Raw genomic sequence first — 11,961 nt, 5'->3', positions numbered from 1 at the left:
CCAAACCGGCAAGCGCCGCCATATTGGCGGGTGTGGTACGAAAATCGCGCGCCAGCCATCGGGCCAGGGCGGCGGGGCTTAAGGGCGCGGGCTGGATATCCACCACCCGCGCCGCGTTATGGCGCAGCGTGGCAAGCGGCGCGGGACGCGACGGGTCCCCGGGGGATGTCGCGTCGCGTAACGCAACCACCAGCAGCAGCGGCAGCATGGCGGTATGGGCCATCAGGTGCTCCAGCAGGCCCATGCTGGCCGGGTCTATCCACTGAATGTCGTCGATGGCCAATACCAGCGGGCGGCCCAAAGAGGCAAAGGCGCTGGCCAGGCCATATATCATAGGGTTATACCGCGCTTCTCCCGCCTCGGCGGAAAGCGCGTACAGCGGGCTTTTTTTACCCAATATCAATGCCAGTTCCGGTACCAGATTGATGGCCAGCCCCGCATCATCGCCAAGCGACGACGCGAGACGTGTTTTCAGCGCATCGATTTGCGCCGCCGGTTGCCCGAGCATATACAGGGTAAGCGATCTGAACGCCTCCGACAGCACGGCGAACGGCAGTACCTGTCGATACCGGCAGACCCGGGCGACGGCCAGGAGCGCGTCTTCTCCCCGCAGTCCCGCCAGGGCGCGGGCAATCAGCGATGATCTGCCGATCCCAGGAGGGCCGCCGACCACCACCAGCGCATGGGTTCCCTGGCTTTTCACCCGGGTAAACGCGGCGGAAAAAGCCTGGAGACCGCTGGGCGGCGTGAAGCGGCCATCGGACGGCCGCAACGACGGGGAAACATCCTGCAGCCCCGGCATAAAGTGCCGGATATGGCCGTACGCCGCCAGCGCAGAACGGCATCGCCTGAAATCCGCCATCAACCCTTCGATGGTCTGGTAGCGGCTTTGCGCAGATTTAGCCAGCAGTTTCATCACCACCTGCGATAACATTTCCGGCACAGACGGCCGCAGGGTATGGGGCGCCGCCGGCTCGCAGGCGATATGGTGATGTATCCATTCGGCTACCCCGCCGCCGCCGGGGAACACAAACGGCGGCCGGCCGGCCAGCCGTTCATAAAAAATCATCCCCAGGGAATATAGATCGCTGCGGGCGTCGACGCCGCATTGGGTCCGTCCCGTATGTTCGGGCGACATATAGGCCAGCATATCCTTGCTGACCGGCATGCCCGCCGGCGCCGCTGCCGCGCGCGTCGCCGGGCCGCCCATATCAAGGCGGCAAGCGCCATCGTCGGTCATCGACAGCGCGGCGGGCGTCAGCGCGCCATGGATTATCCCCTCGGCATGCAACAGCCGCAGCGCGGCGCAAATACTCAGGGCCTGGGAGAGAAAAGCGGCGATGGCGCCATTCGCCGGGGCGGATAAGGGATCGGGGGCAGTGTGCGTCTTGTCATCGGTTAAGCGCGATCGTGGCGCCGGCGGCATTGCATTGATCATGGACTTCCCCCGCGTTGGGCTAATACCCGCTGGATATGCTCCAACAGCATATCCACATCGATAGGTTTACGCATAAAAGAAACCGCGCCGGCGTTTAGCGCCCTTTGTGCCATGTCCTCGTCGCCATGGCCGGAAATCAGCATGACCGGCAGCCCCGGTCGGGATTGTCCCAGGCGGCTGATAAGTTCAAACCCGTTTATCCCTTTCAATTTGACATCCAGGATGACGAAATCGATGCTATCCCGCGCTTCATCATTCAGGAATTGCTCCGCCGATTCAAAAGATATCGTCGCATAACCGGCGGATTGCAATAAATTACTTAATCCGCTTCTTACGGAACGATCGTCGTCGATAATGGCTATAAGCAACGAGGGCGTCATGACGGTCGTCCCTAGGATGGCGGGGGCTTTCGGGTATCGGGCGGCGGCGCGCCGCTGATCTTGGGGACACACTCCGTGCGAAACCATGCCAGGGTCAGCGGCTCCCGCTTCAGCAGGCGCCGGCAGACCGGCACAATCTGCTCTCCTATCAGCATACCGAGCAGGCCCAGCAGGGCAATAACCGGCGGCGCGGGTGAACGTACCTGCAGCAATGAATAAATCACGCCGGCTAACACCCCGGCCAGCAGGGAAACAACGTAGGATTTCATAGACCTCCTCCCGGAGCGGATGACTCGCCGCGCAGGGATCGATTGGGCGTGAGAGCCGCGTCTTGCGCCGTTAAGGAGGCAACGGTCTTTTTTGCCGGGGCGGCGTTTGCCGCGTGGCGTGTCGTGGGTTGCGCCGCAAAGGCCTGGCTTATCACCAGCGCCGACAGCTGTTCGCCGATAAGCATCCCCAGCAGGCCGATGAGGGCGATGGCGGGCGGGGCGGGGGAGCGCACTTTCAGCAGCGCATAGACCAGGCCGATCAGAACCCCGGCGCCCAGCGAAATACAATAAGCATTCATATTCACCCCTGCTTTAACGGGAAGCGGCCGGGCGCGCCATGGGGACACGCCGGCCGGGAGAGCGGTTATTTCGCGGGAACCGGCGCCAGGGTATGGTGATCGCCATGGCCCCTTTCCGGCGCCTTATGCACCATGGTATAGGCATAATCCACGCCCATGCCGTAGGCGCCGGAATGCTCCCGCACGATAGCCATCACGGCGTCGTAAGTTTCCTTGCGCGCCCAGTCCCGCTGCCACTCCAGCATCACCTGTTGCCAGGTCACCGGGATCACGCCGGCCTGGATCATGCGCTGCATGGCGTAATCATGGGCTTCCCTGGACGTGCCGCCCGATGCGTCGGCCACCATATAGATTTCATAATCGCCCTCCGCCATGGCGCACAGGGCAAAACTGTTGTTGCATACCTCGGTCCACAGTCCCGACACCACGACTTTTTTCTTGCCGGTGGCGGCCAGCGCATCGCGCACTTTCTGGTCGTCCCAGGAGTTCATCGACGAGCGTTCAAGGATGTCGTGGGTGGGAAATACATCCAGCAGTTCCGGATAGGTATGGCCGGAAAAACTCAGGGTTTCCACCGTAGTGATGATGGTGGGAATGCCGAACACCTTCGCCGCTTTCGCCAGCGCCACCGTATTGTTCTTTAACACCTGGCGATCTATCGACTGTACGCCGAACGCCATTTGCGGCTGCTGATCGATAAAAATCATCTGGCAGTTGGAGGGCGTCAGCACGTCAAGTTTTGAATCAATCATAATGGTATCCCGAGAGGGTGGAAGGAAAGGATCGCCCGCGCTTACGCGGCGCGCCGGTTGGGACGATGGAAGCCGGAAGTCAGCGGAACATCCATCTGCTGAGATGGTAGGCCGGGGAAATAAGCGAAACCATTATCTCTATGTATAACTAGACGGTGATCCACGCCGGCGATAATAATCCAGCCATTGCCAACGCGACCACGCCTGACCGCCCGGTGCGCGTTTCCGCCCGCAGCCTGGCGCTGCCCACAGTTCCGGAGGTTTTATGGTTTCGCCCGATAAAGCAGAGACAGCCGAGTTAATCCTGGTGAACGGAAGGTTTCATACCCTGGACCGGCAAAATCCCCTTGCCGACGCGGTAGCCGTCGGCAAGGGGACATTCCTGGACGTCGGCGACGCCGCGTCGGCGATGCGTTACCGCGGTACGCAGACCAAGGTTATTGATCTGGGGGGGCGTACCGTCGTTCCCGGCCTGAACGACTCCCATCTTCACCTGATCCGCGGCGGGCTGAACTATAACCTCGAACTGCGCTGGGAAGGGGTGCCGTCATTGTCCGACGCCCTGGCGATGTTAAAGGCGCAGGCGGACCGCACGCCACATCCGCAGTGGGTCAGGGTCGTGGGCGGGTGGACCGAGTTCCAGTTTGCGGAGCGCCGGATGCCGACCCTGGACGAGCTTAATGCGGCGGCGCCGGATACGCCGGTCTTTGTGCTGCATCTTTACGATCGCGCGCTGCTTAACCGCGCCGCGCTGCGGGTCGTCGGCTATACCAGGGAGACGCCCAATCCCCCGGGCGGCGAAATCCAGCGCGATGCGGCGGGTAATCCCACCGGCATGCTGATAGCCCGCCCGAACGCCATGATCCTGTATGCCACCCTGGCAAAAGGGCCGACGTTGCCGCTGGAGTACCAGGTGAATTCCACCCGGCAGTTTATGCGTGAGCTCAACCGGCTCGGCGTCACCAGCGCCATCGATGCCGGCGGCGGTTTCCAGAACTATCCCGAGGATTATGACGTGGTGGATCAACTGGCGCGTGAAGGCCAACTGACGGTGCGCATCGCCTACAATCTGTTTACCCAGCGCAAAGGCGCGGAGCTGGAGGATTTTCAAAAATGGACCGCCATGGTCAAGCCCGGGCAGGGGGATGACTTTTACCGGCACAACGGCGCGGGCGAAATGCTGGTGTTCTCCGCCGCCGATTTCGAGGACTTCCTGGAGCCGAGGCCGGATTTGGCCGCCGGCATGGAGAACGAACTTGAGCAGGTGGTCCGGCATTTGGTCTCCAATCGCTGGCCCTTCCGTTTGCACGCCACTTATAACGAATCCATCAGCCGCATGCTGGACGTGTTTGAAAAGGTGAATCGCGAGATCCCCTTTGACGGCTTGCATTGGTTATTTGACCACTGCGAAACCATTACGCCGCCCAATATCGAGCGGGTGCGCGCCTTGGGCGGCGGTATTGCCATCCAGCACCGCATGGCTTTTCAGGGCGAATATTTTGTCGATCGCTACGGCGCGGCGGCGGCGAGCCATACGCCGCCCATCGCGCGCATGCTGGCGATGGGCGTGCCGGTGGGCGGCGGCACGGATGCCACCCGCGTGGCCAGCTATAACCCCTGGACCGCGCTCTACTGGCTGGTATCGGGCCGCACCGTCGGCGGTATGAAACTTTATGATAGTGCGGATCGTCTGCCCCGTGATATTGCCCTTGAGCTGTGGACCGCCGGCAGCGCCTGGTTCTCCGGCGAGCAGGATAAAAAAGGACGGATCAAGGCCGGCCAGCTTGCCGATATGGCGGTATTGACCGCGGATTTTTTTGCCGTGCACGAGGATGAGATCAAATCCATCGCGTCGCTGATGACCCTCGTCGGCGGTAAAGTCGTGTATGCGGACGGCGAGTTTACCTCCCACGGCCCGGCGGCAATCCCGGTGCTGCCGGACTGGTCGCCCGTCGCCCTGGTGCCGGGACATTACCGCCAACTGACCGCCGCCCGCGCCCCGATGTTGCCCCATGCCTGCGCCGGTGCCTGCGGCGTCCACGGCCATGCCCATGACGCCGCGCGCGGTTCCTCGGTGCCGGTCGCCAATCACGCCGGTTTTTGGGGCGCGCTGGGCTGCAGCTGCTTTGCGTTTTGACCATGAAAACCACCGGGCGGTTTTACCTCACCCCGCAGGTCGACCTGGGCCTGCTGTTCCTGCGCCTGACCGGCTGTTTTATGCTGTTGTACGTACACGGCGCGCCTAAAGTGCTGCACTACGCCGATGAGCTCACCAGGATTGAGGATCCTTTTGGGCTGGGGGCGTCCCTGAGCCTGTGGGCCGCCATTTTCGCCGAAGTGGTCTGCCCGGTGTTTATCGCGTTGGGCGTGGCCGCCAGGGCGGCCTGTCTGCCCATCATCGCGGTATTGCTTATCGCCATGCTGGCGGTTCATCCGGACTGGTCGGTGGCGGAAGGACAATTCGGCTGGCTGCTGCTGATTATCTTTACCACCATCGGGTTATGCGGTCCCGGCCGCTGGAGCCTGCGGCCGGCGGCGCGGGGAGGTATCTTATGACGACATCGGACAAACAGGTTTTCAATCAGGATGCCGCCGGCGGGGACAGCGCGGCGGCCGCACCGCCCTCTTCCTGGAGCCCGCTGCGCCAGCGCGTTTTCCGCATGTTATGGATTGCCACGGTGGCCTCCAATATCGGTTCCTGGATGAGTGATGTGGGCACCAGCTGGATGATGCTCACCCTTAATTCCGACCCGCTGATGGTGGCTATGGTCCAGGCCGCCGGCAGCCTGCCCATGTTCCTGTTTGCGCTGCCCTCGGGGGTGATGGCCGACATCGTCGACAGACGCAAATACCTGCTGTTTTCACAGGCCTGGGTACTGGCGGTGGCGGTGGCCATGGCGCTGCTGGCGTTGTCAGGCCAGATGACGCCGCCCCTGCTGCTGGCCGCGGCGTTCCTGCTAAGCACCGGCGCCGCCATGAGCTCGCCGCCGTTCCAGGCCATCGTGCCGGATCTGATACCGCGCGCGGATCTGGCGCCCGCCATCGCCCTGAACTCGCTTGGCATCAATATCAGCCGCGCCATCGGCCCCGCCCTGGGCGGCCTGATTTTATCGTTTTCCGGTCCGGCGGTGGTCTTTATGCTGAATGCCCTGTCGGTGGTGGGCGTCATCGTCGTGCTGTACCGCTGGAAAACCGACACCGCCATCCAGCGCCTGCCGCCCGAACATTTTTTTTCCGCCATGCGTGTGGGGCTGCGTTATGTCCATGCGGCGCCGGTGTTGCGCACGGTACTGGTGCGGGCCATGGCGTTCTTCCTTTTCGGCAGCGCCGGCTGGGCATTATTGCCGCTGGTGGCGCAACGCGAATTGGGCCTGGGGCCAGGCGGATATGGCGTGCTGCTGGCGGCCATCGGCATCGGCGCGATTTGCGGCGCCATCCTGCTGCCGGGGCTGCGTAAAAAGCTGACGCCCGACAGCCTGACGGTACTGGCCAGCCTGCTGTTTGCGCTTACCATGCTGGCGCTCGCCTTTGTCCGCCATTTCTGGTGGCTTGCCGGCATCCAGTTTTTTACCGGTTTTGCCTGGATAACCGTGCTGTCGACCCTGAATGTCGGCGCGCAGCGCAGCGCGGCGCGCTGGGTAAAGGCGCGCGCCCTGGCCGTTTACCTGACGGTATTTTTCGGCTCCATGACCGCCGGCAGCGCTGTCTGGGGGAAGCTGGCGTCGCAGCTGACTATATCCACCTCCCTGGCCGTGGCCGCCATCGGCATGGTATTGGGCACCGCCACCGCCCTGCGCTGGCGGTTAAACCAAGATCCCGATTTAAACCTTGAACCCACGGATCACCCCCTGGCGCCGGAGTCCGCCATAGAGCATGACCGGGGCCCGGTGATGATAAGCGTCGAGTATCAGGTTGAATCCGGGGAAATACCCGCCTTTATGCGCGCGATCCAGGAAATGCGGCGCGTCCGCCGGCGCGGCGGCGCGCTGACCTGGGCGGTGTATGAGGACATCGAGTTTCCCGGCAAGTGTGTCGAGGTGTTTGTCGTCGGTTCCTGGCTTGAACATCTGCGACAGCATGAGCGTCACACTGTGAATGATAAACGCATCCAGGATCGGGTGCGCGCATTCCATCATGGCGAGCAGCCGCCGGTGGTGCGCCATCTGGTGGCGCCTGAATAGCGCATTACGGCAACAGATATGACGTCCTGAATCCGGGGATGTACACACCTTCAGTTTTCCCGCACACACCCTGTAAGGAGTATACCTATGACTACTTTTATGACCCGTGACGGCACAGAAATCTATTTCAAAGACTGGGGGCAGGGACAGCCGGTGATCTTTGTCCACGGCTGGCCGCTGGATGCCGATATGTGGGAATACCAGATGACGTTCCTGGCGGCAAAAGGTTATCGCGCGATTGCCTACGATCGCCGTGGTTTCGGCCGTTCCAGCCAGCCCTGGGAGGGTTATGATTATGATACCTTCGCCGATGATCTGGAGGAACTGCTGCAAAAGCTGGAGATCCAGCACGCGGTGCTGGTGGGGTTTTCCATGGGCGGCGGCGAAGTCGCGCGCTACATTGCCCGCCACGGCACCCGGCGGTTGGCAAAGGCGGTGCTGATAAGCGCGGTAACCCCGTTGTTTATCAAAACCGCCGATCATCCCGAAGGCGTGGATAAATCGGTCTTCGATGGCATAAAAGCGGGCCTGGCCGCCGACCGGCCGCAGTTTTTAAGCGATTTCAGCACGGTGTTCTACGGTACCAATCGCCCCGATAGCAAGGTTTCGGCCGGCATCCTCACCCAAACGCTGAATATCGCCCTTCTGGCCTCCCTTAAAGGCACCCTGGACTGCGTCACCGCGTTCTCGGAAACGGATTTTCGCCAGGATATGCCGGCATTTTCATTGCCGACCCTGGTAATCCATGGCGATGACGATCAGGTGGTGCCTTTTGCGGCGACGGGTAAACTCGCGGCGGCGGCAATCCCGTCGGCCATCCTGAAAGTGTATCCCGGCGCGCCCCATGCCCTGTGTTTTACCCATAAAGACCGATTGAATCAGGATTTGCTGGCCTTTATACAGCAGGATTAAGCCATCCCGGCCCTGTGAATAGGCAGGCTGCGCCGCGTCCTGATAGGTTATGGATCAGGACGCTTCCAATAGGGCCAGATAATCGCCGATTTGCTTGCGCTGCTTGGTTTCGCGCAGTTGCAGGGCCATATTGATAATATCTAGCTGCCGGGCGTTGACGGCGATATCAGGGTGTAGCTTTCCTTTTGCCGCGAGCCATTCGGCCACGTCGGCCCAGCGCCATAACGGCGAGACGCCTTTGATCCTTTGCACCGGCGAGGGGAAATCGCCGCTGCCGCGGGTGCCGTCCTTGAGCATGGCAACCGCCTGCCGCGACATATCCGACAGCTCGGCGATATCGCTTAAACCAACCAGGTTGGCATCCACCGAGATGACCCTGGCGCCCAAATCCGCCGATTCGATATCACCGATGGCGCTTAACACCGCCTGGGCGAAAGACGCGCTGTCGCGATCGAATTCCAGGTACACGGATTTACCATAAAAACACACCAGGGCGTCATCGCAGCCGCTCTCGAACAGCCGGTCTTCCAGTCCTTTGGTCTCTGCGGTTACGCCGGAGAGGGTAAGCGCAAAATTGTACAATGCCATTGTCACCTCGATTAAAGGCGGAGACCCGCCTTTGCGTAATAAAGCATGTGGCCATGTTACCGGCAGTGATTGATCTTGCGGCGAAGCTGCCTGGCATGGTTTTCCGCGCTGCGGGGCGTAGACCAGACACTCATTTGATGTTCTTCATGGCCGGGCACGCCGCAGGTCAGGCGGCCAAACGCATGCCCTTTGCCATGGCGAAATCGCCAGCCTTTGGAGAGAGCATATTCAATCGCCGCCTGAATATGCTTGTTGGGATGATCCTTCATCTCCCTCCCTATTGCTTGGGTTAATGTATTAGAAGTGTTGACGTTTGTCAACGATGGGTGGCAGTCTCCTGCCGGCTGAGAGTAACAAATCTTTCGCAAGAAGAGAGTATAACGGGTTATTTAACAGTGGATTAGCGAGCGGCGCCGCAAATCCCGGGATAATGGCGGGGCGGTACGGCCGCCACCGCCCAGCGGTTTATCACAGTGGCGCCTATGGCCGCTGCGCGCTGATATGCGGCGCAAGCTGTGCCGCCAGCCAGTCCATAAACACCCGCGCGCGCTGGGGCAGATAACGGCGATCGGCATAGACCAGCGAAACGTCCATAGGCGGCGCGGGGCAGTCGGGCAGGATCGCCACCAGTCGTCCGGCGGCCAGATGCTCCTCCAGGCCGATGGCCGGCGCCTGGATAATACCCAGGCCGCCGAGACAGGCCGCGTTATAGGCATCGACATTGTTCACCGTGACCAGCGAGGGAAGCTCCTGGCTCAGGTACTTGCCCTGATGGCGGTAAACAAATCCCTCCGCGCGCGATCCCAGGCTGGAGACATAATGGATCAGCACATGGCCGGCCAGATCCGCCGGCGTCCTGGGTATGCCATAGGCCGCCAGGTAAGACGGACTGGCGCAGTTCACCATGGGCAGCCGGCCCAGCCGCCGGGCGACCAGGGAAGCCTCGGTCAGTTCGCCGATACGCAGGACGCAGTCAAAACCTTCGCGCACGATATCCACCCGGCGATCGGTGCAGCTGATTTCAATGCGCAGGTTGGGATATTTTTGCATAAATTCGCCCAATTGCGGCAATACCAGGGCGCGGGCAATACCGGCGGGCATATCCACCCGCAATCGCCCGGCCAGCACCAGGCCGTCCTGACGGAATAATCCCTCAAGTTCATCCATGTTCGCCAGCATATCCTTGCCGCGCTCATACAGCGCCAGTCCGTCCTGGGTGGCCGTGACGCGGCGGGTCGTGCGATGCAGCAGCCTGGCGCCCACCAGGGCTTCCAGGGTCTGGACATGTTCCGATACCGTTGATTTAGGCAGGCCAAGGCTCTCGCCCGCCTGGGTAAAACTGGACAGTTCGCTGACGCGAATAAAACTGCGCAGCAGCTCAAGCTTGTTGACCATCGTATGTCCGGATTATTGTCCTGTCATACCGAACAGTATTTCCGCTTTTTGCGGGTTTATCTATACCCCGCCGGCTAATAAGCTGTAGACCGACAGATTTACCTACCCACAGGAGCACATCGAGATGAGTCACAAAATTGCTTTAATTACCGGCGCCAGCCGTGGACTGGGCAAAAACGCCGCTCTGCACCTGGCGGCAAAGGGCGTGGATATTATCGGCACCTATCATAGCCGGGCCGAGGAAGCGCAGGCGCTGGTGGCGGAGATTCAACGGGCCGGCGGCAAGGCGGTCATGCTGCAGCTGGACGTCGGCGACAGTAGCCGGTTCAGTGAATTTGCCGCCGAAGTCGGCCGCACCCTGGCCGGGGAGTTTCAATGCGATCGGTTTGATTATCTGGTCAACAATGCGGGCATCGGGCTGCATGCCGCTATCGCCGACACCACCGAACAGCAGTTTGATGAGCTGTTCAGGATTCATTTGAAAGGCCCGTTTTTCCTGACGCAAAAACTGCTGCCGCTGATAGCCGACGGCGGGCGCATCCTGAATATCTCCACCGGCCTGACGCGTTTCACCGCCTCGACGGCCGCCGCCGCGTACGCCACCATGAAAGGCGGCCTTGAGGTGTTGACCCGCTATCAGGCCAAAGAATTGGGCGGCAGGGGCATCAGCGTAAATGCCCTGGCTCCCGGGGCGATAGAAACGGACTTCGGCGGTGGGATAGTGCGCGATAACCAGCAGGTCAATCAGCTTATCGCCGCCAACACCGCCCTGGGCCGGGCGGGCCTGCCCGACGATATCGGCGGCGCGGTGGCCGCCCTGCTTGCCGATGGTACTCATTGGATGACCGGCCAGCGTATCGAAGCCTCCGGCGGCATGTTTATCTGACGCGCCGGACCGCGCTGTCCGCCAGTTGCAGGGCGCAGGGCAGCCGGCGCAGTTCCGCCATGACCGGCGGCGGGAGTTTGTCGTCGGTGATGATGTCGGTTAAATCCGCCAGGGGCATGGCGCAGAACAGCGAGTAAGCGCCGTATTTACTGCTGTCCGCCAGCAGGATACGCCGTCCGGCATGGGCGGCGAGATCCCGTTTGAGCGCCGCTTTATCCTCTGTCGGCGTGGTCACGCCCTTTTCCAGGCTCCAGGAGTTGCAACTGATAAAGGCCACGTCCGGATAGATTTTCTGCAGCAGCTGGCGGCCGTGGTCGCCGATGCAGGACTGGCTGCTGTCATCAATACGTCCGCCGGTAATCGTCACCTCGATTTGCTTGAATTCCGATAAGAACAGCGCGATATGCAAATCCGAGGTGATAACCCGCAACGGCAGATGGGTCAGATGGCGCGCCAGTTCCAGCATGGTGGTGCCCGCATCCAGCACGACGGCGTCGCCGGGCCGCACGCATTGCGCCGCCAGTTCGGCGATGGCCTGTTTCTCCAGCAGGTTGCGCTGCTGTTTTTCGTTGGTGGTCGGCTGCGCGGGGATAAAACGGTTGAGCGTGACGCCGCCGTGGGTACGGCTGATAACGCCCTGCTCATCAAGTTTGATTAAATCGCGGCGAATGGTCGCGGGGGAGGCGGTTATCGCCTCGACCAGTTGTTCCACGGTGACCAGATTATGGCTTTTAAGGTATTCCATAATCTGATCTAAACGACTTTGTCCCTTCATAGCGCCCGTTCAGTTAAGCCAATGGCACGGCTGATTTTATGGATATCGCCATGCTGTCAGAGTTGGCTTTAGCTGTCCAGCCAATA

At 61.1% G+C, this 11,961-nt stretch carries 13 protein-coding genes and 1 pseudogene; 5 read left to right on the top strand and 9 right to left on the bottom strand.

Features of this window, described 5'->3' with window-relative positions:
• Positions 1-199: 199 nt before the first annotated feature.
• From ACL2XG_RS14620 to ACL2XG_RS14600, 5 genes and pseudogenes are all read right to left on the bottom strand, one after another.
• Positions 200-1,426: pseudogene (locus ACL2XG_RS14620) on the bottom strand (serine/threonine protein kinase); the annotation flags it as partial.
• A gap of 8 nt (positions 1,427-1,434) precedes the next feature.
• On the bottom strand, positions 1,435-1,818 hold the full coding sequence (locus tag ACL2XG_RS14615; protein ID WP_413721863.1) for a response regulator transcription factor: 384 nt from the start codon (positions 1,816-1,818) through the stop codon (positions 1,435-1,437).
• An 11-nt stretch (positions 1,819-1,829) separates the two neighbouring features.
• Positions 1,830-2,087 (bottom strand): DUF1427 family protein, encoded by a 258-nt coding sequence (locus tag ACL2XG_RS14610; RefSeq protein ID WP_410012587.1) that lies wholly within the window; start codon positions 2,085-2,087, stop codon positions 1,830-1,832.
• Positions 2,084-2,386 carry a DUF1427 family protein gene (locus ACL2XG_RS14605; RefSeq protein WP_413721864.1) on the bottom strand — a complete coding sequence of 101 codons (303 nt, stop codon included), beginning with the start codon at positions 2,384-2,386 and terminating at the stop codon, positions 2,084-2,086. Before ACL2XG_RS14605 ends, ACL2XG_RS14610 begins: the two co-directional genes overlap by 4 nt.
• 65 nt (positions 2,387-2,451) lie before the next feature.
• Positions 2,452-3,138 (bottom strand): hydrolase, encoded by a 687-nt coding sequence (locus ACL2XG_RS14600; protein WP_410012585.1) that lies wholly within the window; start codon positions 3,136-3,138, stop codon positions 2,452-2,454.
• 265 nt (positions 3,139-3,403) lie between these two features.
• On the opposite strand from ACL2XG_RS14600, the gene ACL2XG_RS14595 reads away from it, so the two are divergent.
• The 4 genes from ACL2XG_RS14595 (at position 3,404) to ACL2XG_RS14580 (ending at position 8,231) form a co-directional block, all read left to right on the top strand.
• Positions 3,404-5,275: an amidohydrolase gene (locus tag ACL2XG_RS14595; protein WP_413721865.1), complete on the top strand. Its 1,872-nt coding sequence runs from the start codon at positions 3,404-3,406 to the stop codon at positions 5,273-5,275.
• Between the two features lie 2 nt (positions 5,276-5,277).
• Entirely contained in the window at positions 5,278-5,694 is a 417-nt protein-coding gene (locus tag ACL2XG_RS14590; RefSeq protein WP_410012583.1) for a DoxX family protein, read from the top strand.
• On the top strand, positions 5,691-7,319 hold the full coding sequence (locus tag ACL2XG_RS14585) for an MFS transporter (protein ID WP_413721866.1): 1,629 nt from the start codon (positions 5,691-5,693) through the stop codon (positions 7,317-7,319). The genes ACL2XG_RS14590 and ACL2XG_RS14585 overlap by 4 nt, the downstream gene beginning before the upstream one ends.
• An 87-nt stretch (positions 7,320-7,406) precedes the next feature.
• Positions 7,407-8,231, top strand: coding sequence for an alpha/beta fold hydrolase (locus ACL2XG_RS14580; protein WP_410012581.1), 825 nt, complete (start codon positions 7,407-7,409; stop codon positions 8,229-8,231).
• A gap of 54 nt (positions 8,232-8,285) precedes the next feature.
• Here ACL2XG_RS14580 and ACL2XG_RS14575 read toward each other — a convergent pair whose 3' ends face one another.
• From ACL2XG_RS14575 to ACL2XG_RS14565, 3 genes are all read right to left on the bottom strand, one after another.
• Entirely contained in the window at positions 8,286-8,819 is a 534-nt protein-coding gene (locus ACL2XG_RS14575) for a helix-turn-helix transcriptional regulator (protein WP_410012580.1), read from the bottom strand.
• A 56-nt stretch (positions 8,820-8,875) separates the two neighbouring features.
• Positions 8,876-9,088 (bottom strand): hypothetical protein, encoded by a 213-nt coding sequence (locus tag ACL2XG_RS14570; protein ID WP_413721867.1) that lies wholly within the window; start codon positions 9,086-9,088, stop codon positions 8,876-8,878.
• Positions 9,089-9,299: 211 nt separating this feature from the next.
• Positions 9,300-10,214: a LysR family transcriptional regulator gene (locus tag ACL2XG_RS14565; RefSeq protein WP_410012578.1), complete on the bottom strand. Its 915-nt coding sequence runs from the start codon at positions 10,212-10,214 to the stop codon at positions 9,300-9,302.
• Positions 10,215-10,338: 124 nt separating this feature from the next.
• On the opposite strand from ACL2XG_RS14565, the gene ACL2XG_RS14560 reads away from it, so the two are divergent.
• Positions 10,339-11,100 carry an SDR family NAD(P)-dependent oxidoreductase gene (locus ACL2XG_RS14560; RefSeq protein ID WP_413721868.1) on the top strand — a complete coding sequence of 254 codons (762 nt, stop codon included), beginning with the start codon at positions 10,339-10,341 and terminating at the stop codon, positions 11,098-11,100.
• On the opposite strand, the gene ACL2XG_RS14555 is transcribed toward ACL2XG_RS14560, so the two are convergent.
• Positions 11,093-11,875 (bottom strand): DeoR/GlpR family DNA-binding transcription regulator, encoded by a 783-nt coding sequence (locus ACL2XG_RS14555; RefSeq protein WP_413721869.1) that lies wholly within the window; start codon positions 11,873-11,875, stop codon positions 11,093-11,095. The genes ACL2XG_RS14560 and ACL2XG_RS14555 overlap by 8 nt on opposite strands.
• Between the last annotated feature and the right edge of the window lie 86 nt (positions 11,876-11,961).

The sequence above is a fragment of the Sodalis sp. RH24 genome (genome assembly GCF_047324145.1).
GTDB lineage: Bacteria > Pseudomonadota > Gammaproteobacteria > Enterobacterales > Enterobacteriaceae > Acerihabitans.
This window is presented reverse-complemented; position numbering and strand designations above follow the sequence as displayed.